21 protein-coding genes, 1 pseudogene and 1 riboswitch are annotated in these 24,837 nt (G+C 65.2%); of the genes and pseudogenes, 9 read left to right on the plus strand and 13 right to left on the minus strand.

What is annotated here, in order from left to right:
• Positions 1-38: 38 nt before the first annotated feature.
• Positions 39-4,937, minus strand: a complete 4,899-nt coding sequence (locus tag AYX22_RS23375; protein ID WP_142940477.1) for a DUF4082 domain-containing protein — start codon at positions 4,935-4,937, stop codon at positions 39-41.
• Between the two features lie 449 nt (positions 4,938-5,386).
• Between AYX22_RS23375 and AYX22_RS23380 the strand changes: the two genes are divergently transcribed.
• The 4 genes from AYX22_RS23380 to AYX22_RS23395 all read left to right on the plus strand — a co-directional run bounded on the left by AYX22_RS23380 (position 5,387) and on the right by AYX22_RS23395 (position 9,031).
• Positions 5,387-5,773: a metalloregulator ArsR/SmtB family transcription factor gene (locus tag AYX22_RS23380; RefSeq protein ID WP_142940476.1), complete on the plus strand. Its 387-nt coding sequence runs from the start codon at positions 5,387-5,389 to the stop codon at positions 5,771-5,773.
• Positions 5,770-7,725 (plus strand): heavy metal translocating P-type ATPase, encoded by a 1,956-nt coding sequence (locus AYX22_RS23385; protein ID WP_142940475.1) that lies wholly within the window; start codon positions 5,770-5,772, stop codon positions 7,723-7,725. Before AYX22_RS23380 ends, AYX22_RS23385 begins: the two co-directional genes overlap by 4 nt.
• Positions 7,722-8,228 (plus strand): signal peptidase II, encoded by a 507-nt coding sequence (lspA, locus tag AYX22_RS23390; protein ID WP_142940474.1) that lies wholly within the window; start codon positions 7,722-7,724, stop codon positions 8,226-8,228. The genes AYX22_RS23385 and lspA (AYX22_RS23390) overlap by 4 nt, the downstream gene beginning before the upstream one ends.
• 368 nt (positions 8,229-8,596) lie before the next feature.
• On the plus strand, positions 8,597-9,031 hold the full coding sequence (locus AYX22_RS23395; RefSeq protein WP_238703527.1) for a hypothetical protein: 435 nt from the start codon (positions 8,597-8,599) through the stop codon (positions 9,029-9,031).
• An 89-nt stretch (positions 9,032-9,120) separates the two neighbouring features.
• Here the strand turns inward: AYX22_RS23395 and AYX22_RS23400 are convergent, their stop codons facing one another.
• From AYX22_RS23400 to AYX22_RS23425, 6 genes are all read right to left on the minus strand, one after another.
• Positions 9,121-9,735 (minus strand): copper resistance CopC family protein, encoded by a 615-nt coding sequence (locus tag AYX22_RS23400; protein ID WP_207597716.1) that lies wholly within the window; start codon positions 9,733-9,735, stop codon positions 9,121-9,123.
• A 62-nt stretch (positions 9,736-9,797) separates the two neighbouring features.
• A complete protein-coding gene (locus AYX22_RS23405) occupies positions 9,798-10,418 on the minus strand; it encodes a hypothetical protein (protein ID WP_187697292.1) in 621 nt (206 codons plus the stop codon).
• A gap of 100 nt (positions 10,419-10,518) precedes the next feature.
• The gene (locus AYX22_RS23410; RefSeq protein WP_142940472.1) at positions 10,519-11,208 is read right to left on the minus strand and encodes a thioredoxin domain-containing protein; all 690 of its coding nucleotides are present in this window, start codon (positions 11,206-11,208) and stop codon (positions 10,519-10,521) included.
• Positions 11,208-12,125, minus strand: coding sequence for a cation diffusion facilitator family transporter (locus AYX22_RS23415; RefSeq protein ID WP_142940471.1), 918 nt, complete (start codon positions 12,123-12,125; stop codon positions 11,208-11,210). The genes AYX22_RS23410 and AYX22_RS23415 overlap by 1 nt, the downstream gene beginning before the upstream one ends.
• The gene (locus AYX22_RS23420; protein WP_142940470.1) at positions 12,122-12,499 is read right to left on the minus strand and encodes a metalloregulator ArsR/SmtB family transcription factor; all 378 of its coding nucleotides are present in this window, start codon (positions 12,497-12,499) and stop codon (positions 12,122-12,124) included. The genes AYX22_RS23415 and AYX22_RS23420 overlap by 4 nt, the downstream gene beginning before the upstream one ends.
• 70 nt (positions 12,500-12,569) lie before the next feature.
• Complete coding sequence (locus AYX22_RS23425; protein ID WP_142940469.1) at positions 12,570-14,666, minus strand: cytochrome c oxidase assembly protein; 2,097 nt, start codon at positions 14,664-14,666, stop codon at positions 12,570-12,572.
• Positions 14,667-14,879: 213 nt separating this feature from the next.
• On the opposite strand from AYX22_RS23425, the gene AYX22_RS23430 reads away from it, so the two are divergent.
• The 5 genes from AYX22_RS23430 (at position 14,880) to AYX22_RS23450 (ending at position 20,220) form a co-directional block, all read left to right on the plus strand.
• Positions 14,880-15,305 carry a metalloregulator ArsR/SmtB family transcription factor gene (locus AYX22_RS23430; protein ID WP_142940468.1) on the plus strand — a complete coding sequence of 142 codons (426 nt, stop codon included), beginning with the start codon at positions 14,880-14,882 and terminating at the stop codon, positions 15,303-15,305.
• Between the two features lie 45 nt (positions 15,306-15,350).
• Positions 15,351-16,319 carry a cytochrome c oxidase assembly protein gene (locus tag AYX22_RS23435; RefSeq protein WP_142940483.1) on the plus strand — a complete coding sequence of 323 codons (969 nt, stop codon included), beginning with the start codon at positions 15,351-15,353 and terminating at the stop codon, positions 16,317-16,319.
• Between the two features lie 77 nt (positions 16,320-16,396).
• Positions 16,397-17,947 (plus strand): cytochrome c biogenesis protein ResB, encoded by a 1,551-nt coding sequence (locus AYX22_RS23440; protein WP_207597816.1) that lies wholly within the window; start codon positions 16,397-16,399, stop codon positions 17,945-17,947.
• Positions 17,937-18,794, plus strand: coding sequence for an SURF1 family protein (locus tag AYX22_RS23445; protein WP_142940463.1), 858 nt, complete (start codon positions 17,937-17,939; stop codon positions 18,792-18,794). The genes AYX22_RS23440 and AYX22_RS23445 overlap by 11 nt, the downstream gene beginning before the upstream one ends.
• Positions 18,795-19,220: 426 nt before the next feature.
• Positions 19,221-19,392, plus strand: a riboswitch (cyclic di-AMP (ydaO/yuaA leader).
• Between the two features lie 3 nt (positions 19,393-19,395).
• Positions 19,396-20,220, plus strand: coding sequence for a M23 family metallopeptidase (locus tag AYX22_RS23450; RefSeq protein WP_142940462.1), 825 nt, complete (start codon positions 19,396-19,398; stop codon positions 20,218-20,220).
• 61 nt (positions 20,221-20,281) lie between these two features.
• On the opposite strand, the pseudogene AYX22_RS23455 reads toward AYX22_RS23450, so the two are convergent.
• From AYX22_RS23455 to AYX22_RS23480, 6 genes and pseudogenes are all read right to left on the minus strand, one after another.
• Positions 20,282-21,711: pseudogene (locus AYX22_RS23455) on the minus strand (potassium transporter TrkG).
• Positions 21,712-21,833: 122 nt separating this feature from the next.
• Positions 21,834-22,487 (minus strand): vitamin K epoxide reductase family protein, encoded by a 654-nt coding sequence (locus AYX22_RS23460; protein WP_142940461.1) that lies wholly within the window; start codon positions 22,485-22,487, stop codon positions 21,834-21,836.
• A 43-nt stretch (positions 22,488-22,530) separates the two neighbouring features.
• Complete coding sequence (locus AYX22_RS23465; RefSeq protein ID WP_142940460.1) at positions 22,531-23,142, minus strand: TlpA disulfide reductase family protein; 612 nt, start codon at positions 23,140-23,142, stop codon at positions 22,531-22,533.
• Between the two features lie 45 nt (positions 23,143-23,187).
• Positions 23,188-23,937, minus strand: coding sequence for a cytochrome c biogenesis protein CcdA (locus AYX22_RS23470; protein WP_142940459.1), 750 nt, complete (start codon positions 23,935-23,937; stop codon positions 23,188-23,190).
• A 3-nt stretch (positions 23,938-23,940) separates the two neighbouring features.
• Complete coding sequence (gene lspA / locus AYX22_RS23475) at positions 23,941-24,435, minus strand: signal peptidase II (RefSeq protein ID WP_274595851.1); 495 nt, start codon at positions 24,433-24,435, stop codon at positions 23,941-23,943.
• Complete coding sequence (locus AYX22_RS23480; RefSeq protein WP_142940458.1) at positions 24,432-24,749, minus strand: hypothetical protein; 318 nt, start codon at positions 24,747-24,749, stop codon at positions 24,432-24,434. The genes lspA (AYX22_RS23475) and AYX22_RS23480 overlap by 4 nt, the downstream gene beginning before the upstream one ends.
• Positions 24,750-24,837: the final 88 nt, after the last annotated feature.

Consider the following 24,837-nt stretch of genomic DNA (forward strand, 5'->3'; position numbering starts at 1 on the left):
GAGCGGCCGGACATCAGCAGTCTAGAAACCGCCCCCGGTCAGCAGGTTCCCAGTAGTCCGCACAGCAGCCCACCCGACCCTGTCGGACTCGGCGAGGGACTGGGGGACGGGCTCGGCGAGGGACTGGCGGAAGGATTTGGTGAAGGCGTCGCCGTCGCGGTTGCGGGTGGGGCCGGCGTTGCGGTCGGGGTGGGCGTCGCCGGTGCCGGTGTGGTGGCTGAGTAGAGGACGTCGACGAAGTAGTTCGTGGAGTTCCAGGAGTTTGTTGGTGCCGTACCGCCGGCCCCGTACCGGTAGCGGCCGTTGTCAGGGCCAGCGGCGGTGAAGACCCCACTAACCCACGTCTGGGCGAAGAACGCCGGTGTATAGGCGTAGCGGCCGTTGGGCGCCAGATAGGACACGGTGTATGTCTCCCCCGGGGTTACGGCTACCGGGGAGGAGAGCATCGCGGTTTGCCAGCCCGTCGCTGTTTCGTTCGTGAAGGTCACCTGGGCCAGCCGTGTTCCCGCGGCGTTCCACAGGGAGCCGATGTGGGTTCCGGTGTTTCCGGTTCCCTTGTAGAAGCGGATGCCGGTGACATTGCCGGCGGCGGAGACCGTGAACGCCGTTCCCAGTTCAACCGATGACGGATCATCGGAGGCTGCTGTCTGCGGTTGGAGGTCCCCGAAGATGGAGGCTTGCTCGGCATCGGGGTCGGCCGTGGTGAACTGCCAGGTGGTGGTCGGCAGTGTCTGGCCCTGTTGGGATTCGAGGTTGCCGGCGCTGACGGAGATGGCTGTGTTGCCCGGCAGGGGATTCGCCGGGGTGAAGGTCAGGGTGCGGCCGTCCGTGGACAGGGCAGCGTTGCCGGCAACGGGCGTCCCGTTCGCTGCGAGCGTGAACGTTGCCCCCGGCTTGATCGCGGAGGAGAACGTAAGGGTTGGTTTGACCTCGACAGGTACTGCCGTGGCGTTTGGTGCAGGGGAGCGGTCAGTGATTGTCAGCGGGGGCACCGCGGCCATGAACACCAGGTCCACCAGGTAGCTTGCCGTGGAGGGCGAGTTGGGGAAGTCGTTGTTGTAGGCGAATGCACCGGAATCGGGGGCTGTCCTCAGCGGTCCGCTGGTGAAGCCTGAGCCGAATCCGCCGGCCGTGTAGGAGTAGTTGCCGCTCGGGGACTTGTAGGCCGCCACGTATTCAGTGTTGGCGTCGATGGTCACTGGCTGGCTGAATGTTGCTGTTTGCCAGCCGGAGCTGGACTCGTTAGTGAAGGTGACGGTGGCCAGAAGCTGCCCGCCGGCCGTGTATAGCGAGCCGGTGTGTGTCCCGGTGTTTCCGGCGGCCTTGTAGAAGCGGACGCCGGTGACCTGGCCTGCAGTGTCGCTGGCGAACCGGACTCCCAGGGACAACGACACGCCGTCGTTGGCGTCGGGAGTGCCCGGCGTAACGGTGTCCTGATAGAGCGTGCAGGGGCACGTCCCCGGTGTTCTGGGGGCGGGGACGGTACTGAAGGCCCATGTGCCGTTGCTTAGTGGTTGACGGGATACGGCGGTCGCCGTGAGGGTGGCCGTGTACGACGTACCGGCAGCCAGCGGCCCGGCCGGAGTGAACGTGACTTTCCTTGTTTGGGGGTCGTAGCTGGTGGATCCGGCCACGGTTGTTCCGCTCGCATCTTTTACCGTCAGGTTGACGCTGGGGGCTTCGGCCGGTTCGGACAGTACGGCACTGATCTGGCTGTCCAGCGGAACACTGGACGCGCCGGGCAGCGGGGATTGACCCGTCGGGGTGAACGCCGGGGGTGGAACCGTCACGATGACGTCCACCAGGTAGCTGGCGTTCGACCGTGATCCGGGGAAGTCACCGCTGTACGTGTACGCTCCGGCGTCAGACGTTGTTCGCAATGGTCCGACGCTCATGCCGGATCCGAACCCGTTGGAGGTAGCGGAATAGGTGCCGGTCAGTGACTTGTAGGCCACGATGTAGTCCGTGTTCGCGGCCATCTGGACTGGTTGGCTGAACATCGCCGTCTGCCACCCTGAGGCGCTCTCATTGGTGAACGCCACGGTTGCCAGTTGTTGCCCGGAGGCCGTGTACAGGGCACCGTTGTGGGTGCCGGTGTTGCCGGCCGACTTGAAGAACCGCATGCCCACTACTTCACCGGCTGAAACACTGGAGAACCGGACGCCCAGCGCCAACGGGACGCCGTCCTGAATCTCGGCGATGCCGGGCGTGACGGAGTCGTCAAAGAGGCTGCACGGGCAGGACCCGGGAACCGGCAGTGTCGCAGCGGTCGTGAAGGACCAGGTGCCGCCGGCTGTGACCGGACCGCCCAGGGTGTCTGTCCCGGCGAGGGTGGCCGTGTACTGCGTGCTGAACGCCAGGGCGCTCGTCGGGGTAAAGGCCGCCCGACGTGTGGCGGGGTCGTACGCTGTCGTGCCGGCCACCGGGCCGTCGGAGGATTGCAGGGTCAGCTGGACGCTGGAGGCAGTGACTGGTTTGGAGAACACTGCGCTGACCTTGGTGTCCACGGAGACGCTGGACGAGGACGGGAATGGGGTGTGCCCGGACACCGTCATGGGCGTGGTGTCCACTGTGCCGAACAAGGCGTCGACGAAGTAGTTGCCGCCGTTGTAGCTCGAGGTCGGGAACCCGGAGGAGGTGGCATAGACACCGGCAGGCTCGGCTCCGAAACCGCCCGCCACCCTCAAGGGCGCGTCGGAGGACCCGAAGCTCGCCCACTGGAAGTTCTGGATGGCGTAGCGACCGTTCGGAGTCCAATAAGAGACCGTGTATTTCTGCCCTGCGGCCACGGGAACGGCTTGGCTGAACAGCACGGACTGCCAGCCGGAGGGCGTTTCGTTGGTGAACGTCGCCGTGGCCAGCCGTTCCCCAGTGGAGCTCCACAGGGACCCGGTATGTGTACCGGTGTTGGCTGCGCTCTTGTAGAAGCGCACCCCGGTGATGAAACCGTCCACTGTGGGGGTGAAGCGCAGGCCCATTTCGTAGCTGCCGCCGTCACCGGAATCCTGCACTGCCGGTGCGGTCTGGCCAAAGACGCTGTAGGGGCCGCTCAGGATCAGGCTCCTGCTGGTGGCGGCCCCTATGTTGGCACTGTCATCAATGGCCCGGGCCTGGATGGTGGCGGTATCGAAGCCCTTCTGGATGTAGGTGTATGTCCAGTTTTGCTTGCCCACGGCGGGGTGCCAGGTACCGCCGCCGTCGGTTGAAACCTCCACGCCGGCCACCACTCCGCCCGTATCGGCGGCCGTTCCTGTGACGGTCACACTGGTCCCATGGGGCACAGTGGCGCCGTTGGCCGGGGCAGTGATGGCAGCCGTTGGTCCGGTCCGGTCCGTGCTCGGGGCGGCAGCGGTCAGGCCGGCGGCACGGGTGGCGGGCTGGGCGCCCATGTCGGCCAGGAGGTTGACTTGGGCCTGCCGCATCCTTGGATCTGCAGGTGCGCCCTCGCCGTCATGGACCTCGTCCAGGCCCCACGTCCACTGGACACTGCCGGCCGAGAACACCAGGGCGCCGCTGGGGGCGCGGTAGAGGGTCACGTGGTGGGTTGTCGTGCCGGGAAGGACTGTGTTGCCGAAGTCCTGAAGGTACTGGGGCACCTCGCCTACGGTGGTGGACAACCGGATCAACCCCGGTGGGCGGAACCCGTTGTCCAGGTCCTCGTCGGACTCATATCCCACCGTATGGGGCGCCAGGGCCGCGGAGGAACCGGCCGGCAACGAGGTGAGGGAAGTATTGCGCCACAGTCTGGTTTTGCCTTCCTCCGAATCGACGGTCACCGGCAGGTCGGAGTAGTTGGACATGTAGATGGTTCCGGTCAGTCCGTTTTCGGGCAGCCCGCCGCCGTTGGTCTGGGCTGCGAACCGCGGGTCCCGCCAGGTGCCGGTCCATTCGGGGCTGGGGTCGATCTTTTCGTTGGCCCAGGTTTCCTTGTAGGAGGTGAGCGTCCGGCCCGCTCCACCATCCACCGGGGAGGGTTCGAACCGGGTGCGCCAATAGCCCTCGTTGCCGGAGAGGAACTGCAGGTTCACCCCTGCGTCGCGGGCGGCGGTGATGTTGGCGCGCTGGGGCCCGGACCAGTATTCGTCGTGCCCGACGGAGAGGAAGACCTTGTGGTTGAGCAGCTGTGGGCCGTTGCGGTCGGTATCAAGGCCGCTGATGTAGCTGACGTCGTAGCCGTTTTGCTCCAGGAAACGCACCATCGGGTATTCGTTGGAGAAGTAGAAGTCCCGGCCTCCGGGTCCGCCGCGCGTGGCTACCGGTCGGTTGTAGCTGACCTTGTAGGCGCGGCCGTTCGTGCCTTGGTAGAAGTCCGAGCCACCATAGGAGTTATAGGCCTGCCAGGAGGGATCGGAGGTTTGGAAGACCACGTCGGACCGGCTGCCGTCGGAACGCACGATGAAGGTGATGTGGCTTTGCCCGCCGGTATCGGGCCGGGTGAGAAGGGCGACGTAGACACCGGAGACCGCGGTCGCGGGGACCTGCCACGTCGCGGACACCGCCCAGGTCCCGCAGTCGTACAGCCCTGTGGTGAGGTCGGTGAGGCATTGGGGCTGGTTTTGGCGGACGACGGACGGTGTCACGTCGGCGATCTTGCGGGCGCCGGCGCCTCCGTACCAGCCGGTGCGGTAGACCGCGATGGTGTAGCTGGGAGCGTTCGTGTCGATTTTGAAGCGGATCGGCTGGCCCGCGTTGACGCTGATTTCGGTTGAGTAGCCTTGAATGCTGTCGTCGCCGGGACCGGAAATGTCCCATTCCGATGGCGGGTTTCCCGGTTTGGAGTTTTCGCAGACAACAGGGTTCACTACCGGCTCGCAGGGTCCCGCGGCGAGGGCTGTCGGGGCGGTAAGGGGCAATAGGGCTGCCATCATGGCAATCACCAAGGGCGTGATGAATCCCTTTAGGGGTGACTGCGGCCGGGTGGCTGAATGACCGGGCATCGGAGCTCCTGGGAGTGGTACGCCTGTTGCGAGTATGGATCCGTGCTTGCCGCACGGGTCCCTGCTTGCCGCTCCCCAGCCAGGGTCAAACCAAGAATCTTCAGTTAGGAAACACCCGGGTCCCTGTCCTGGAGGTGGTCATGCAAGACGAACCAGACCGGATCCACCCTCGACCTTGTAGACCAATAGGACGAAGCGCATCATCAAGTAACCCTTGGCAGGAGTGTAGGGGTGTGACGTGCGCACGGCAAGGCTTCCCGCCTACCCAGGGCTGGATTTCCTCGCGCCGTCAGCCCAACGAAGGGTCCTCGGCTCTTGGCCCAGGACGGACAACGCGTCGCCACGGCTCCAGTTGCATCAGAGCAAAAGCGCTGGGACCGGCTTCCGGATCAAGGCTGGTTCGAACGCCCTGGGATGATGACATCCAAAATTGCCGCTATCATCGTTATATGACGATTGATGATGCGTTCTCGCCCGATCCGTGCGCCCCGCTGGACCCCGCGGCGGCCCTGTTCCACTCCCTCAGTGATCCGACCCGCTTGAGTATCGTGAAACGGATGGCCGGGGGAGAGGTCCGGGTGGGTGACCTGACCGGGGAGCTGGGTCTGGCGCAATCCACGGTCTCGGCCCATGTGGCGTGCCTGCGTGACTGCGGCCTGGTCGAGGGTCGCACGCAGGGCCGAAGCGTCTATTATTCGCTCTCCCGTCCGGAGCTGATGGACATGCTCGCCCAGGCCGAGGTCCTGCTGGCAGCTACCGGCAACGCGGTCAGTCTCTGCCCGAACTACGGCATTGGCAGCACCGGGACAGTCCCGACGACGGAGGCGGCCCGATGAGTGACGCCTGCGGTTGCAGCGACGAAAAGCCCGGGACCGGCGAGTCCGAGGAAGCCGAGGAGGCCGTGGGTTTCTGGCAGGTCCGGGAGGTCCGGGCGGCAGCCGTTTCCGGTGTCCTGCTCCTGGCGGCGTGGATCGCGTCGCTGGCCGACGCGCCGCAGTGGCTGACACTTCCTCTGGAGATCGCCGCGCTGCTGGTTGCTGCCTGGACGTTCGTTCCGTCCACTCTCCGCCGCCTGCTCAAGGGCAGAATCGGTGTCGGAACCCTGATGACGATTGCGGCAGTCGGCGCGGTCGCTTTGGGCCAGTACGAGGAAGCGGCCATGCTGGCCTTCCTCTATGCCATTTCGGAAGGCCTGGAGGAGTACTCGCTGGCGAAAACCCGCCGCGGGCTGCGGGCACTGCTGGACCTGGTACCCGCCGAAGCGACCGTCCTGCGCAACGGCGAAGAGGTCACGGTCGATCCTGCAGTTCTGGTCCTGGGGGACCGAATGGTCGTCCGGCCCGGGGAACGTCTGGCCACCGACGGGCGGATCATCACCGGCCGCACCTCCCTGGACACCTCGGCGTTGACCGGAGAATCCGTTCCGGTCGAGGTTGGGCCCGGCAGCGAGGTCTGGGCCGGTTCGATCAACGGTACCGGCCCGCTCGAGGTCGAAGTGACCAGCACCGCCGAGAACAACTCGTTGGCCAGGATTGTGCACATTGTCGAAGCCGAGCAGTCCCGCAAGGGCCCAGGCCAGCGCCTGGCTGACTCCATTGCCAGCAAGCTTGTCCCGGGAATCCTGATCGCCGCGGCCCTGATCATCGGTTTCGGCTTCATCGTCGGCGAGCCGCTGCTGTGGTTCGAACGCGCCCTGGTTGTGCTCGTTGCTGCCTCACCCTGCGCCCTGGCCATCTCCGTGCCCGTCACCGTTGTCGCATCCGTCGGAGCTGCGAGCCGGATCGGTGTGCTCATCAAGGGTGGTGGGGCATTGGAAACCCTGGGCAGGATCCGCACCATTGCACTGGACAAGACCGGCACCCTGACCCGGAACAAGCCAGCCGTGATCGATGTTGCCACCACCGGAACGTTCACCACGGAGCAGGTTCTGGCTCTCGCGGCCGGCTTGGAGGCCCGCAGTGAACACCCTCTCGCCCGCGCCATCCTCGCCGCGGCCGCAGACCGGGCACCGGTCACCGAGGTCGATGCCGTCCCCGGCGCAGGACTGACAGGCCTGTGTGAGGACAGGACGGTGCGTCTCGGCAGGCCAGGCTGGATCGACGCCGGACCCCTTGCCGACGAAGTGAAGAGAATGCAACAGGCCGGCGCGACCGCCGTCCTGATCGAAGACCAGGGACAGGTCATCGGCGCCATTGCCGTCCGCGACGAGCTGCGCCCCGAAGCCCGGGACGTCATCGCCCGGCTCACTTCCTCGGGCTACACCACCGCCATGCTGACCGGTGACAACACGATCACGGCCAACGCCTTGGGCAAGGAAGCAGGCATCACCGAGGTCCACGCCGATCTGCGCCCCGAAGACAAGGCGGACATCATCCGCACCCTCCAGGGGCGCGCCCCGACCGCGATGGTCGGTGAAGGTGTCAACGACGCGCCCGCACTGGCGACTGCCGACACCGGCATCGCCATGGGAGCCATGGGAACCGACGTCGCCATCGAGACCGCCGATATCGCCCTCATGGGCGAGGACCTGAACCACCTGCCCCAGGTCCTCGAGCACGCCCGCCGCACGCGGTCCATCATGCTCCAAAACGTCGGACTGTCCCTGCTGCTGATCGCGGTGCTCATCCCGCTGGCGCTGGTCGGTGCGCTCGGTCTGGCCGCTGTGGTCCTGATCCACGAGCTGGCCGAAATCGTTGTGATCGCCAACGGCGTCCGAGCCGGCCGTATCAGCCGCCGAACCGGGGTCCGGACCGCCCAGCCGACCCCGGCTCTGGAACCAGCATCATGAGCCGCGAACCCGCAGCAGTGACCCCGGCCAAGCGGACCTCGCGGCGGATCCGGGTCTTGGTGATTGTCGCTGCGGCAGCCCTTGCCGCCACGGACCTTATCGTCAAGGCCGTGGCCGAGGCTGTTCTCTCTGCGGGTGCAACCAGTGACGTCGGGCCGATCAACATCCGGCTGGTCTACAACCGTGGTGTCGCCTTCAGCATGGGCGCGGGCCTGCCACCCTGGGCCGTCATCGCAGGCACGGGGGTGATCCTGGCCGCCCTGCTTTGGTTCCTGCTCGCCGCAGCGCCCGGCATGTCTCTGCTCTCCCGGGCAGGGGCGGCCCTGCTGCTTGGAGGAGCCGCCGGAAACTTCATCGACCGGCTCAACGGGCAGGGGGTGGTTGACTACCTCCACACCGGATGGTTCCCCACCTTCAACCTCGCCGATGTCTTCGTCACCACCGGCGTAGCGGTCATGATCCTCGGGACCGTGCTTTCCCCAAGGCCACGACCGGAGGACTAGCCGCCCTTGTCGGCCCATCCGGCGAGACGAATGCGTCGATGGCCAAGCAATACCGCGAGTATGAACATATGTTCATACTCTGTTGCTAGAATCAGTCTCAGATATCCCCAAGGGCAGGTCCCCGTAGTGCCGGGGCTGTGAGGCTTTTTTGCCTACCAATTGGTTCTGACCTGAAGATGACAGCGCGTGCCAGGAGTCCTTGCCATGGTCCTCTGATGGTGCTGCAGCGGTCGTTCAGCCTGCGGGGAATCCAGACGGGGTCGCCCCCGCCTGTCCCTGTCTGGCACACCGCTTTTCTGTGCACCGCCGGTTCCGCCACTGCTGCGAATGATCCCGCCGTACCCACTCTCCAAGGAGCCACAGAGCTAATGCTTTCAAACCCCGACGCCACGGTTCCCGCGGACGCCGTCAAGATGCCGCTTGGCGCCCGTCGACTCGTGCTCATCGGAGGACTTTGCATTCCGGTAGGGCTGGTTGCCGGCCCATACCTCTTTGGCCTTCAGCTGGTTGCCGTGGCGGGTGTCGTGGCTGTCGCCATTGCCCTGTCTTATCGGCGGGGCCAGTCCTGGTTTTCGCGCTGGTCCTGGCTGACAACGGCAGCCGGTGCGCTGTGGGTGATCGCAACGGTGGCTTACTGGCTGAGCATCATGGCTGCTGTGGACGGTTCGTCGTCGCCGTCCAGCTTTCCCACGGTGCTGTTCTACAGCGGTATGGCGGCCCTGGCAGTCATGGTTTTCGGCACCATCGCGGGTTGGACCTCACGTTTGGTGTCCGGTCGACGCTCCGTGCCCACGGCACGGTAGCGCGCCCGAACCCGCCGGCCCCGGGCACGTGGCCCGGAGCCGACGGGCGGGGCGGAATACTCGGCTGGTTCGCCGGTTCGCCGGTTCCGCTACGCTCCCGAGGTTTTGTCCCTGCGCCTGCGTGCAATGAAGAAGACAGCGGCTGCGACGGCCAGGATCGCTGCCGCAATGCCAACGGCCATGGGGGCGTTGTCATCGTTGGGTTTTATCTGCTCCGGCGCCGTTTGCGCGGCCGGGGCCGCGGCGTTGGAGGCAGTGCTCGCGGCCGGGGTTGGCGTCGCAGATGGTGTGGCGGTGACGGCTTGGGCGGGGTCCTGGACGGTGAAGGAGTAGTTGCCCTCGATGGGGTGGCCGTCGGAGGAAACCGTCCGCCAAAGGACTTTGTACGCCCCGTTGCTTCCGCCGGCTATGGTCGTGGAGATGGTCGGGCCGTCCACGGTGACCTTGCCGTCACTGAGTGTCTTGCCCGTCTCGTCGGTCACGGTGATGACGCTGAGATTGAGCTGTGTGGCATCCATGGGCGGCTCCGAGAGGATCAGGGAAACGGTACCCGGGGCTGTGGTGATAGTGGTGTCCTTGGCCGGGACAGTGGATTCCAGGGCGTCGTGGGCCATTGCCGGCGCTGCGGCGAAGGCCGGGATGAGGATGGCCGCGGCAAGCGCCAGGCGGACGCGGACGCGTCGTTTGTTGTTGCGGGGATTCATGGGACTCTGCGATTCTGCTCGTTGAGAAAGGTTCAGTGTGCTCGGTGCGCGCCGGTGACACCCTAAGCCAATGCCTGGTGCGTGGCGGCGGACAGGTTCCGGGGAGGCCCCCGGGCCGGTGGCCGGGCCTGCCTGTTCCGTCGCAGATGGATGGTCTCCGTGCCGGTGACCGGCAGGCTGGGACATGCCCGGAGCTTTGATGGTTTGAGCAGGCCCAGCAGGGGGCGCAGCCAGGCGGCCAAGGCCCACAAAGCCGACTCGCCCCGTGCCATCAGAAGAGCGGTGGCGAGGATTGCGGCGACATGCAATCCGAGCATTCCGGGGCTGGCATCGGAGCTCAGATGTTCGTGCGGGACAACCCCGTGCCCGCTGCCCGGGCCGGCTGCCATTCCGAGGTGGTGGGACAGGCCGGGCCTGGGCGTTCCGGCGCCTGCCAAGGCTGAGAACGCCAGGTGCAGCGCAGCCTGGGATGCGCCCAGATATACGGCCAGAAGGGGCACTGTCATCTTTCTGCCGGTCAGCATTATCGCCGATAGGGCAATAACGGCTGTCAGTGCTGTCATGACAGGGAAAGCAGGCAGTTCACCACCGGCCAGCAAGTGCGCCGTTGCGGCCAAGGCAAGGACCGTGACCGCAACGGCCGCGGCCCGCGGAATGCGGAACGGTGCACGCGCAGCAGTCATCGCACACCGTTCCTTTCAAGAGATGGATTCCTTTTTACGTTGCGTAGAAGCTTGGGTCAGGGTAAAGCCCACGGCGATGTATCTGTCCCGGGAGAGTCTGTTACTTGGCGGCGTCCGCGAGCAGCTGCCGGAATTGCTCCTTGGTTTCAAGGGTGAGCATCTTCCCGTTCAGGAAGAACGTCGGCGTTCCCTTGACGCCCAGAGCGGTGCCATCTGCGATGTCCTTCTTGATCCGTTCCTTGGTCTTGTCGTCGGCCACGGCCGCGTCGTACGCGGTCAGGTCCAGCCCGAGTTCTTCAGCGAACGTGCGGAACAGAGGCGCCTGGGACTCGGTCTTCTCGCCCCATTGCGGCTGGGTTTCGAACATTTTGGCATACATTTGTTCGTATTTGCCCTGCTGGGCTGCGGCTTCGACGGCAAGGGCTGCGGTGGCTGAATTGCGGTGCGCAGGCAACGGGAAGTAGCGGTTGACGAAGGTGATCCGGTCCCCGAATTCCTTCTTCAGTTCTTCGACCACGGGTTGGGCGGCGAGGCATGCTTCGCATTCGAAGTCCAGGAACTCAACGAGTTGGGCTTTTTCGGTGGCCGGGGAGGTGACGCGGTGGCTGTCTTCGCGGACCAGTTGGGCTTCCGCGGCCGGCGTCGGGGCCGCGGGGGCTGGTTTGTTCAGCGTAAAGACCGTGTACCAGATCACGCCAACGGCGACGAGGACGGCCAGTAGGACCCAGATGAAGACCCGGGTCTTCTTCGCGGTGTCCATGGGCGGGGGAGGGGTTTTGGTTGTGCTCATCAGTGGTGGATGCTTTCCTGGTCGCGGTGGGCGGCTGGCTCTATTTGGAAGGTGGAGTGTTCGACGCTGATGTCGAAGTGCTGGGCCACGCAGGCCTGCAGATCCGCCAGGATCGTGGCGGCATGCCCGTCGGTCATGCAGTTGTCCTCCACGGTGACGTGGGCGGAGAGGACCGGTGTTCCGGAGGCCACCAGGGTGGCGTGGAGGTCGTGGACGTCGATGACGTGGGGCAGCGCCAGGATGTGCTCGCGCACCTTGGCCAGGTCCAATCCCTTGGGGGTGGATTCCATGAGCACGTTCACGGTGTCACGGAGCAGTTTAAGTGTGCGCGGGATGATCAGGACGCCGATGAGCAACGACACGAGGGCATCGGCCTGAAGCCAGCCGGTCACGGCGATAATGATGGCTGCCGCGATGACGGCCACGGAACCGAGGGCGTCATTGAGCACCTCCAGGAAGGCCGCCTTCATGTTGAAGTTGTGATTCCGTCCGGAAGCGAGAATAAGAAGGCCGATCGCGTTACCGGCCAGCCCGATGATGCCGAACCAAAGCATCGTGGACTCGCCAATTTCCGGGGGCTCGAAGAACCGGCGGATGCCTTCAACGATGACGAAGCCCCCGACCGCGAGCAGCAGGGCCGCTTGTCCGGCGGCGGCGATGATTTCGGCACGCTTGTAACCCCAGGTGCGCGTCAGCGTGGCTGGCTTCAACGCCAATGATGCGGCGATGAGCGCTATCAGCAGCCCTGCCGAGTCGGTGAACATGTGGCCGGCATCTGCCAGCAGCGCCAGACTGCCGGTCAATACGGAGCCGATTATCTCTGCAATCATGACCGTGAAGGTGATGGCGAAGACGGTGATGAGTTTGCCGCGGCGGGCCGTTGCCGCGGCGGCGTGGTCGTGCTCGTGACCGCTCATGATCGGACCTCCAGGGTGTCGGGAGAAGCCAGGGAGCCTGCAGTGGTGTCCTGGGCGCATTCGGGTTCGGCGCAGCCGCAGATCGTATCGACTGTCAGGATGGTACCGAGCAGATCCTCCAGTGCGTGCGCCAGTTTGGCGTCGGAGAGTTCGTAGCGGACACGCCTTCCGACCGGCTCCGCGGCGACCAGCCCGCAGTCGCGCAGGCAGGCCAGGTGGTTGGAGAGGATCTGGCGGCTGACGCCAATGCTGTCGGCCAGATCCGACGGGAACGCCGGGCCGTCTTTGATCTGCAGCAGGATCGCGGCCCGGGTGGGGTCCGCGAGGGCTTTACCGAACCTGGCCAGAACGTCAATCGTGGAAAGGATGCGCATACCCGCAATGATACAGAAGTCTGTGGATTCAGAATATGCTGAACTTAATAGGGGTGCGGGACTGTCCGGACTAGGCCTGGCCACCACGGCCCCTTGTGTCACGTTCCTCGAGGCGGGCGAGCATGGCGTTGTAGGCATCCAGGTCAGCGTCGTTGGTGCGTGCGGCCGCCCGGTCGCTGCGCCGTGTTTCGCGGGCATCGGAGCGTGACCACATGACGGCCACGCCGATGGCGATCAGCAAGGTCGGGACCTCACCGATACCCCAGGTGATAGCGCCGGCCATTTGCTGGTCCTCCAAGGGCGGCGCTCCCCACTCGCGGCCCAGTTCCGTAAACCACTCCGGCTGGATCAGGGTGGTCGAGCCCATCAGGGTGACACCAAAGAACGCGTGGAAGGCCATGGTGGCCAAAAGGAGCAGCAACCGCAGAGGATACGGCGCCCGGCGCGGGATCGGGTCGGTGCCGATCATCGACAGGACGAACAGGTAGCCGGTGATCACGAAATGGACCGTCATAAGTTCGTGCCCGGCGTGTTCCCGGAGGGCAAAGCCGAACGCATCGGAGTAGTAGAACAAGACGATGGAACCGGCGAAATTGGCGGCAACGAAGAGGGGATGCGTCACGACGGCGGCCACCCGTGAATGAACCAGGACCATGATCCACTCACGTGGTCCGCGGGAACCGTCAGTCCGCGGCTTGAGCGCCCTGAGCGCCAGCGTCACCGGGGCTCCGAGGACGAGAAACACGGGGACGACCATGGTCAGGGCCATGTGATCGAGCATGTGTGCACTGAAAAGTATGCGCCCGTACACCGACGGCCCACCTGAGGTGAAAAACACCAGCGCCGCCAACCCAACGAGCCAGGCCAGGCTGCGTATCCACGGCCAACTGTCCCCGCGGCGGCGCAGACGCCGCGCCGCCCTCAGGTACAGGTAGGCGGCGAAGAGGGCGAAGGCGATCCAGAGCCAGTCCGGGCGCCACATGGTGAACCAGCGTTCGGGGGTCAGTTCCGGTGGCAGGAGGTATCCGGTGAGGACCTCCGCGGGGGTCAGGGCGGGACGGATGTCCTCCCCGGTTGGGGTGGGCGTGCGGCTCAGCGCTGCGGCGAGGCCGCTGACGGCGCCCATGATCAGCAGTTCGACCACGATGAACCGCCACAGCAGCCCGGTGGCCTGCCCGTTCCCGGACTTCACGCTCAAAGCCGGAATCAGTCGCTTCCGGTGCAGGAACCCGATCGCTCCCAAGACAATGGCGGCCACCGTTTTTGCCATGAGCAGGACGCCGTAGGGAGAGGCCAGCCCCGCGGGAATCTCGATGCGGATCGTGGCGTTGATGATTCCCGAGGCCACCACGAGGACGAAGGCAAAACCGGCCAGGGTGGAGAACCGCCCGAGGACCGCCGCGGTGTCTTTGCCCAGGGCTGTCCCGGCAACGCCCAAGGCAATGAGTCCACCGAACCACAGGCACACCCCGACCAGGTGAAGGCCGAGGGAGTTGATGGCTTGTTCGTGGTCGTTTCCGCCGGCCGCGTGGCCGATCAGCATCACCGGCACCAGGCCTGAGAGGGCCAGCAACGCGGCAGCGCCCAGGCCTGCGCTGGATCGGACACCGAAGGTCAGGGTGGCAACGACCGAGGAAATGATGACTACCCACAGCCAGGCCGCCCCGTTGGGAAGCTCCGTAATGTACGAGGTCAGTTGCGCGCCGAATTCGGGGCTGCCCGAGACGGGCACGCCGGCGATATCGGAGAAGCTGAACACCAATACCGCCAGGGCCGAAACGGTCCACGTCAGGCTCGCCACCGACGCCAGTACCATGATCCGGCTGAACGCCGGGTGCTCGTCGGCGGCAGCAATTTCCGACGCCGTCACCGCCGGCCCGGACCGGCCCGCACTTTTGCGGCCCCGCAGTACCGGGGGCACGATGAACGCCGCAAAAACCAGCGCACCGATGGTGGCTGCGGCCGCTATGTTCTGCAGGGTCTGGGCGACACCAAAGCCCCACCGGACCAAAGCGCCAGGATCGCGGGTCTCGGCGGGCAGGGTTCCTCTCCCATACGCCGTCGCCGCCAGCACGACAACCACGGCGATCACACCGGCCACAGCGAACGAGCGCAGTTTCGGCGATACTGCCGTGCTGCCGCCGGCAGCGGAGGCTTTCAAAGCCACAATGGTTCCTTAACGCAGGTCCGGACCTGGCTCCTCCAAGGCATCGGGGCCAGGCAGCGCAGGTGCATTCCAGCGCCATTCAAGATTATCTGTAGAGTTGTTCAGACGTTAATCGGTGGATGCCATCCGAGCCACGAAGGGCTCTCCCGCGGCCCCACCCGGCACGCCACAAGGCAAATGCGACGCATTAGCAAGTAAAGGTAGTCTTGATGAATGACCGGAACAGCACAGGCACTGCCGACACCGCCCGGCCAGCCGGGCAGCGAATGCGCCATCCGTTTGGTCGACGCCGAGAAGGTAGAGGCCGTCAGGTCCCGGATGCCCGCCGACTCGGACGTGACGGATCTCGCGGTGATCTTCGGGCTGCTCTCGGACCCTGGACGGGTAAGGATCCTCATCGCCCTGCTCGAAGGGGAGATGTGCGTGTGCGATCTAGCTGCCACCACGGGGTTGAGCGAATCCGGCGTCTCCCATGCGCTGCGCCTGCTGCGCGGCCCCCGCGTGGTGCAGGTCCGTCGCGCCGGCCGCATGGCCTATTACTCACTGGCCGACTCCCACGTGCGCATGCTGCTGGATCTGGGCCTCACACACGTCGGACACGCCGGACAGGACCGGCTGACAATGGTCAGCAACAACTAGCGCAGGCCCTTGGCGTCACCGTCTCGTCCGGACGGCGGTACTGACATGGGCGACCCAGGAGTCGAAGGCCCGGTCTGGCTTCCCTCGCTGCCGCCGTCGCTGGGTGAGTACCTCGCCCCGAACCTGCAGCCTGTTCCGCTGATCCCTGCCTTGACGCTGCTGGCAGCTGCCTTCTACCTCGCTGGTGCCATCCGCCTCTGGCGGCAGGGCCGGCACTGGTCCCCGGTCCGCACTGCATCCTTTTTGTTCGGTTGCCTGGCGATCATTATCGTCATGGGAGCCGGCATCGAAGGGTACGGGCTGCGGATGTTCTCCATCTTCATGTTCCAGCAACTGACCCTGATGATGGCCGTCCCGCCGCTACTGGTCATCGGATCCCCTGGGACCTTGCTGCTGCGGGCAACCCCGCACGGCCGGGTCGGCCGGCCGGTCCTGAAGGCTGCCCTCTGGGGTCTGCGCTCCCGCTGGGGCCGGCTGGCCATCCACCCGGCCTTCATGGTGCCGCTGTTCCTGCTCAGCTTCTACGGCGTCTACTTCTCCGGGCTCGCGGACCTGCTGCTGCCCACCTGGTACGGGCACGTCGGCCTGGAACTGTTGTTCCTTGCAGCCGGGATCCTGTTCACGGTGCCACTGATTTCCGCGGACCCGCTGCCGACCAGGCAAACACACTTCGGCCGGATGCTGGACATCTTCGCTGAGATGCCCTTGCACGCCTTTTTTGGGGTTGTCATCATGATGGCCACAGCCCCCATGGTCAAGTTCTTCGCCGCACCGCCGGAAAGCTGGAACGTGGATCCCATGCAGGACCAGGGCCTGGCCGGCGGCCTGGCCTGGTCTTACGGGGAACTGCCAGGGGTGCTGCTGCTGATGTTCATCCTCGTTCGGTGGCAACGGGAGGAGGCCCGCGGATGGGTCAAGGCGGACAAAACCGCGGCCGTGGCGGGCGACCCGGATCTGGACGCCTACAACGAATACCTGCGCCAGCTGGCCAACCGTCCGGTGCGCCGCCGATGACCACTAATGGCTCCGCGGCCCCTGCCCGCACCGAAAAGAAAACCCACCCCACCCCGCCCCCGCTGGGAGCCGTTGGCATGCTGCGCTGGGCCTGGACCCAGCTGACCAGCATGCGCACGGCTCTGTTCCTGCTGCTTTTGTTGGCCATCGCCGCTGTGCCGGGATCACTCTTCCCACAGCGCCCAGCCAACCCCTCGCTCGTCACTCAGTACATCAAGAACCGCCCGGACTACGGCCCGGTCCTGGACGCCTTGCAGCTTTTCGACGTCTATTCCTCGGCCTGGTTCTCCGCCATCTACATCCTGCTGTTCATCTCCCTGATCGGCTGTGTGGTTCCGAGGGCCCGAGCCCATTACAAAGCCATGCGTTCGCACCCCCCGCGTACCCCGAAGCGACTCTCCCGGCTGCCGGAGTACGGAACCCTGGAGCTGCCGGCGGACGCCGGGATCCCCGCCGCGGCCGCCATCGCCGACGCGGCCGCTGCGCTGAAGAAGCGCGGCTACCGGGTCCAGGTCAGGGACCAGGACGGAGCTTTGCCGTCACTGGGTGCCGAGCGCGGCTTCCTGAAGGAAGCCGGGAACCTGGTGTTCCACACCTCGCTGATCGGCGTTCTGATCTGTTTGGCCATTGGCGGGCTGTTCGGGTTCCGCGGACAGAAGATCCTGATCGAAGGCGATACGTTCGTCAACACGCTCGTGGGCTACGACAACTTCGCGCCCGGAACCAACTTCCAGTCCTCGTGGTTGGAGCCGTTCACGATCACGTTGGACACGTTCGCGGTCCGCTTCGACAGGGAGTCCAGCAGGCAGTTCGGCCAGCCCATCGATTTCACCGCCCAGCTAAGAACCCGGGATGCGCCCGACGCGGCTCAGGAACCCCGAACGCTGAAGGTCAATGACCCTGTCTATTTCGGGGAGGTGGGCGTCTTTTTGGTCGGCAACGGCTACGCCCCGGTCATCACTGTGCGGGACGGCAACGGCGACACGGCATTCAGTGGCCCGGTCGTGTCCATCCCGAACGACGGGGTCTACACCTCAACGGTTGTCGTCAAGGTTCCTGATGCCCGTCCGGCGCAATTGGGTTTCGTGGGATTCTTCCTGCCCTCCGCCATCAAAAATGATGAAGGGGTCGCTTACAGCTTCGACCCGGACCCGCTGAACCCCCAACTGAACCTGAACTCCTACTACGGGGACCTGGGCCTGGACGACGGTGTGCCGCAGAATGTCTACAACCTGGACGTGAAGGATTTGACCCAGCTTAACGGGCGGGAACTGCCCGCCAAGGGCATCACCTTGACTCCGGGTGGCACGTACACGCTGCCCGAGGGCAAGGGAAGTATCAGCTTCGATGGCCTCAAACGCTACATCGGTGTGGACATCCGCAGCACCCCCGGACAGACCGGCGTGCTGGTCTTTTCGTTGATGGCCGTCGCGGGCCTGATGGCTTCGTTGTACGTGAACCGTCGGAGGGTCTGGGTTCGTGCCGGCGCCCACGAGGACGGGCGGACGATGGTCGAATACGGTCTTCTGGCACGGGGCGAAGACCATCGCCTGGCCGCCGAGGCGACGGCCATCCGCGCACTGCTGGCCGGGCAGTGGCAGCTCCAGGAGGGCCCCGGTGGCGTATAGGTTCCTGCTGTCCTGGCGTTGGGCCGGTTTCCTGATGGTCGCGGCACTGTTTGCCGCCGCGTGTATTGGACTGGGAAACTGGCAGATGGATCGCCGGAACCAGGCCGTGACCGAGATCCGCAGGGTCCAGGAGAACTACGACAAATCCCCTATGCCGTTCAAGGATGCCCGTCCTTATTTTGACGTCGCCGACCCTGAGGCGAAATGGACGACCGTATCCGTGACTGGCCGGTACCTTGGGCAGGACCAGAGAATCGTCAGGAACCGGCCGAACAATTCCGCCGCCGGATACGAGGTATTGGTCCCGTTCCGGGTGAGCTCCGGTGAGACGATCGCGATCAACAGGGGATGGCTGCCGATCGGCAATGACCGGCCCGGATACCCCGACACCGTGCCTGGCCCGCCGACCGGCGAGGTTACCGCGGTCGTCCGGATCAAACCGTCCGAACCTGATCTTGGCCGTGACGCACCCGAGGGCCAGCTGGCCAGCATTGACCTGTCCTATTACGGGAAGCAACTCGATTACCCGCTCATGAGGGGCAGCTACGGGGTGATGGCCTCGGAGTCCCCACAGCCGGCCGTGGCCCCCCAGCAGCTCGCCGCGCCGGCGGTCAAGGAAGGGTCGAACCTGTCCTACGCCCTGCAGTGGATCACGTTCGGGATCCTGGCCTTCGTCGGATTTGGATACATGGCACGGCAACAGGCCCGGATCGGTCGCGAGGAACGCGACATGCCGGACGACGTGGCGGACCCGGTTGAAGCCCTTCAGCAGCCCCGGGCGACATCCCGACCCAAGCGCTCCGGCTCCGAAGAAGAAGACGCGCTTCTGGACTCCATGGGACTCTAACCCCCCGGCCTGGGCAAGGATGACAGCGGCAACCAGGCCGTCACGCCGTCACCGTGAGGAGCGTGCCCGCCTGGTTGTCCGGGCCGATCCGTTGCCGCGGAAACACCGTCCCTTTGGGGAACCATCAGGATCCCTTGCTGGCCCTCGCGTACACCTCAGCACGGGGCAATCGACACAGCTCTGTGCCCGGCACGCCCGGGACCGGAACCATCCGGATGTGGGGTTCGTTGGTGCCATTAGCTGCTCATCTGAAGATACGCACCTATGTAGCTTGGCTTGGGCTGCGAGAAGCGAGACCGGGACAGGCACCAGCGCCCACGCCGCGCACGTAGTGTCACGAAATTGTAACGATGAGGCTTTGCGGCTACTATTAGTTCAGGTTTTTCTGTACTAAAACCCTTGATGCCGCACGCTCAGCCCCGCCGGTGGCATCAAACGACTATCCCTTTTACGGCGGGGGTGGAGGACCCAGAATCGGCAGCCAGCCTGCCTTGGGGTGAAGCCGCGATGTCGGTGGTCAGATGGCCACCGGGGTGCGGCCGGGTATTTCCTTGGCCCGAACCCGACAGCTAACTTCGCAGGCGAACCGAAAGGATCCCCCTTGTCTTCCTTATCCCCCCATGGCCGCCGCCGAAAACCAACCTCCGGTCCCTTGCTTCGCGCGGCCGCCCGGACGACTTCCCGGGTTACGCCGCAGCACCGGGGTGTGCCGGCTGCCGGGCCGCGCGTGAGCCGACGCAAACAGGTCACGGCTGCCGCCACGCTGAGCGTCGCCGCGATTCTGACCGCTTCTCTAACGGCCGCCCACGCCGGACCGGCCCCCGCCGGAGCCGGCCCCGTTGTGCAAGCCTCAGCGGCGAAAGCTTCCATTGCGCCGGTTCAGGCCTCTGCCGGGGCGTCCATCAGCTATGAACGGCCCGCTGTCACCACCGAGCAGGCGCCGTTGCCCGTGCCCGCCAAGACCCAGGGTGCCGCCGCGGGCACGGCATCTCCGACGGCTGTCTCCCCCGCACCGGCTGTTGCCCCCGCTGCTTCCTCTGCCCGGCTCGGCGCGCCGCTGGCCAGCATGTCCGTCACGTCGCCGTTCGGTATCCGCTCCAGCCCGATCAGCGGCTCCGGGGAACTGCATACCGGACTGGACCTCGTGGCAGCGTGCCAGACCGCGGTGTTCGCCGCAGGCAATGGAACGGTCGTGGAGGCGGGTTGGTCACCCTATGGGGGCGGAAACAGGATCGTGGTGGACCACGGCAACGGCTTGAAGAGTACGTATAACCATCTGGCGTCCATCGAAACCTCTGTCGGGGCGACCGTGGCCGCCGGCCAGCGGCTCGCCGCGGCCGGGACCACCGGAGCCTCCACCGGCTGCCACCTGCACTTCGAGGTGCTTTTGAACGGTCAGACAGTGAATCCGCAGGGCTGGATGTGACCCTGGAGGGCGGCACCACTCACCTCGAAGAGGCGCGGCTTGTCGATCGAAGGGCACGCGGCTAACCGATGATCGGTCGCTCTTCGGGAAAGTGGTACAGCTGGCTGCGCTGGCGCAGGGCCAGTGCCGCGGCCAGGGTGACAGTGCCGACACGGCCGGCGAACATCAGTGCCGAGAGCACGTACACCCCGGAGGGCGGCAGTTCGGCACTGAGGTTGGTGCTCAGTCCCACGGTGGCGAAGGCCGAGATGGTCTCGAACAGTACCCTGTCAAGGGAGGCCCCGCTGATCTGCAGGAGCAGGAAGGCGGCGACGGAGACGAGGGTTGCTCCGGCGACGATCACCGAGATGGCCACCCGCATGGTGCCTTGGGGGATGGTGCGGCCGTAGACCTTCACGTCGGCATCGCCGCGTGCTTCGGCCACGATGGCCAGGAACATGACGGCGATGGTGGTCACCTTGATGCCGCCGGCCGTGGACGCCGAGCCACCGCCTGCGAACATGAGCGCGTCGGTGAGGAGCATCGTGGTCGATTCCATCTGGTTCTGGTCCACCAGGTTGAACCCGCCCGAGCAGGTCATGACGGAGGCAAAGAGCGAATGGATGACCTTCTCCCCGCCCCTAAGTTGCCGATGGTCCGGACGTTGTCCCATTCCTTGACGGCCCACAGGACCGTGCCTGCGCCGAGCAGGATGAGGGAGACCTGGATGGTGAGCTTGGTGTGGAGGTTCCACTTCTTCCAGTTGAGCCCGTTTTGCTGGAGCACCATGACCACGGGGAAGCCGAGGCTGCCCAGGAAAACGCCCAGCATCAGCGGAACCAGGATCCAGAGGTCGGTTTCATAAGGGACGATTCCGTCGGAGTGCGGTGTGAACCCCGCGTTGTTGAAGGATGAGATGGAGTAGAAGACGCCGTGCCACACGGCCTGCCAGAACGGTTCGCCCAGGACCAGGAAGCGGGGGGTCAGGGCCAGGGCCAGTACCGCTTCGATGACCACGGAGGTCACGATGACGATCCGCAGCAGCGCACCAACTTCACCGAGCCTTCCGGCGTTGTTCATGGCTTCCTGGGCGATGAGCTTGCCGCGCACGCCCAGGCGCTTGCTGACCATGAGGGCCAGCAACGAGGCCAGGGTCAAGGTACCGAGTCCTCCAACGAAGATGCCCACCAGGATGACGAGTTGGCCGAAGAAAGACCAGTGCGTGGCCGTTGATACCACGGTCAGGCCGGTGACGCACACGCTGGAAACGGCCGTGAACATGGCCTGGTGTAAGGGTGTTCGCTCGCCGGACGCGGCGGACGCGGGCAGGGACAGCAACCCGGTAAAGAGCAGAATCACCACCACAAAGGCGCTGAAGGCGAGGCGGGCCGGGGAGGTGTTGGCGATGTTGTCGATGAGGTCGCGCAGCCCGGTCAGGATTCCCGCTCCCTCGTGGTCCGGCGCACCGGGCCCGCGGGTGGCGGGCTTGGGCCTTGACTGGTTCCGGGCCATGGGCATTCCCTTGATTGGCGGGGCGATGAAGGTTTGGGGACTCTGGGGCCGGACGTTAGAGGTTCCACTTCGTGCAGGGCGGCCAGCGGCAGCGGGACTCCGGCCGCGTGCCCGGGGTCTTCCTAGAACCCGGAGGTGCCAATGAACACGTGTAGGAAGGCGAAGAAGATGGTCGCGGCGGCGGCCACGTAGAGCAGGGCCGTGATGATCCAGCCGGACTCGGCCACGATGCGAGCGGCCCGGGCGGGTATCTTGATGATTCCGTGTGTGAGGTTCCGGGCCGTGACCCAGACGAAGAGGGGAATCATCGCCGCCCAGACGATCATGCAGAAGGGGCAGAGGATGTGGATCGAGTACAGGGCCTGGGACCACAGCCACACAACAAAGGCAAAACCAAGCGTGACGCCGGCTTGGAGCCCTGCCCAGTACCAGGGCGCGAAGGTGGCTCCGGAGAGCAGTGCCATGCCGGTGGTGATGATGACAGCGAACGCCACGATCCCGATGAACATGTTGGGGAAGCCGAACACTGAACTCTGCCAGGTCTGCATGACCTGGCCGCAGGAAATCCACGGATTGACGTCGCAGACGGTTTGGTATCCGGGGTCTTTGAGTACTTCGAGTTTCTCCAACACCAAGGCGCCGGATGCCAGCCAGCCGATGACCCCGGTGATGAGCAGGAGCCAGCCAAGAGGCTTCTCACGGGTCAAACGGGGAGACTGCGGTGCGATGGATCCGGCAGCTTTCACGGTCGCAGTGGGTGGTGGGGTGATGGTCATGGGGAGGGAGTCCTTTGGGTCGGATTCATGGTGGGCCTTGTGTTCAGGATCCGGTCGCGGCGGAGGTGATCAGTGCTTTCAGGGTTCCTTTTTGGGAGACTCCGAGGATCCGGGCACTGACGCGGCCTTCTGTGTCGAGCACGAGGGTGGTGGGTACCGCGCGGGGCGGGACGTACTCTGTCATTGCCAGCAGAACACCGCCGTCGCTGTCATCTATGCTGGGATACTGCACGTTGAAGGTCCGTTCGAAGGCTGCCGCAGTTGCGGCATCGTCGCGGACGTTGACCCCGAAGAACAGCACGCCCTTGTCCTTGAATTCGGTGTGGAGGGCGGCCAGGTCCGGCGCCTCGACCCGGCAGGGTGCGCAAGCTGCATACCAGAAGTTGAGGACCACGACCTTGCCGGCCCAGTCCTGGGCAGAAACCTTCTCGCCGTTGAAGAGCTGGCCTTCCAGGGAGACCCGGGACCCGCGTGATGCGGGTGGGTATTCGTTCACGGACCCGTCGCCGGCGATGTAGTTCTTGTCATCTCCGGCCTTGGCCTGCTCAGCCAGATCGTCCTGGCCTGCACAGCCGGCGAGGGCGATTATTGCCGCGCCCAGGCCCAGGACGGTGCGGCGGCGGGGTCGCCGGTGCGCTGGTGGTTGACTGCTCATGAGGTTGTCCTTGCTTTTCGTATCAGAGGTCCGGAGTGGACGTGCCTAGACGGGCATCAGGAACGTTCCGGCAAGGTTCTGCAGTTGGTAGATCCATTGCACCCACAAGCCGGACACCATCAGCACGCCCAGAATGATGAGCATGACGGCGCCGCCGATGTTCACGGCCCTGATGTGCCTGCGCACCACGGCCAGGACCTTTGATACCCAGTTCAGGCCCAGGGCCACGAAGACGAAGGGGACGCCCAGGCCAAGGCAGTAGACAAAGGCCAGCAGGGCCCCGCGCCAGGCGCTTCCTGCGGTGACGCTCAGGCTGAGGACGGCGCTGAGTGTCGGGCCCATGCAGGGGGTCCAGCCCAGGCCGAAGACGATTCCGAGCAGCGGTGCACCGGTGAGCCCGTTGCGGCCGGGGAGCTGGAATTTCCGGGTTTGTTGGAGCCAGGAAAACCGTCCGAGCAGCACCAGTCCCATGAGGATGACCACGATCCCCAGGCCCCTCATGAGGGGGTCCTGCCAACGGATCAGCCATGACCCGATGGCTCCGAAAGCCGCCCCGTACAGGGTGAACACGGCACCGAAGCCCAGAATGAACAGTGCAACGCCGGTAAGGACACGTCGTCTGTTGCGCGGTTGGGTCGGGTCCGTAAGCCCGGAGACGAAGCCCAGGTAGCCGGGAACCAACGGAAGAATGCAGGGCGAGAGGAAGGACACCAGGCCTGCCACGGCTGCCAGGGGCAGTGCCAGGACCAGGGCGCCGGAGGTCACCGTCGAGGCAAAGTACTCACCGATGTCCACCGCTCAGGGCCTTTCTTCCGAGGCCCGGGCAGGGGTGCGGATGGATCCGAGTACCAGCAGGCCGACTCCACCGGTGATGAAGACATCGGCAAGGTTGAAGGTCGGGAACCATCCGGTGTGCAGGTAGTCAACGACTCCTGCCCCGTCCATCCGGTCCACCAGGTTCCCGACGGCGCCGCCGAGCAGGAGGGCCGCTCCGGCCCGGGACATCCGGTTGAATCCGGGAGCCGCCCGGTACAGGTAAACGGCCAGCACCGTCACGATTGCTGCGGTCGCGGCGACGACAATCCACGGGGATAAGGTGGCGCCAAGGCTGAACGCGACACCGGTGTTGTACGCGAGCCGGAGATTAAATACCCCGTAGTCAAGGACTCGGCCATCAGCCATCGTGATCACGACGATGGACTTGACCAGCAAGTCGCCCAACGCCAAACCAGCGACAGCCAGCGCCATTGCGGCACGCACCGGGAGCAAGGTCTTGGTTTCCTGGCCCCTCACGCCTCCTGACCTGACTCGAGCATGGCTGCCAGCAACGACCCAAAAGCCGGCACTCCTGCCATTTTTCCAGCGGAAGGGTATACGCGGCAGCTCACTGCGGGAACTGGGACCACCGGAAACAGATCTTTTCCGGCGGCGATAAACGACGAAGAACCCTGAAAGCCCAGTTCCTGCGCATCGCGCTCAGAGGTGACGACACGGACACGTAGACGCTTCACCGGCAGCCCCGCAGCTTCCAGGGCGCTGCGAAACAGACTCAGCGCCGGGACAGTATTCGGACAGCCCTCAATGACCCGTAGTTCGTAATCGGTCATGGCCTAGCCGTTCCTCCCGAGCGAAGCCGGAGCCGGACGGACCGGATCGGTGTCGAGCGGGCCGTCAAACGGCAGGCCAGGCACTCCT

This window comes from Arthrobacter sp. D5-1 (genome assembly GCF_017357425.1).
Lineage (GTDB): Bacteria > Actinomycetota > Actinomycetes > Actinomycetales > Micrococcaceae > Arthrobacter.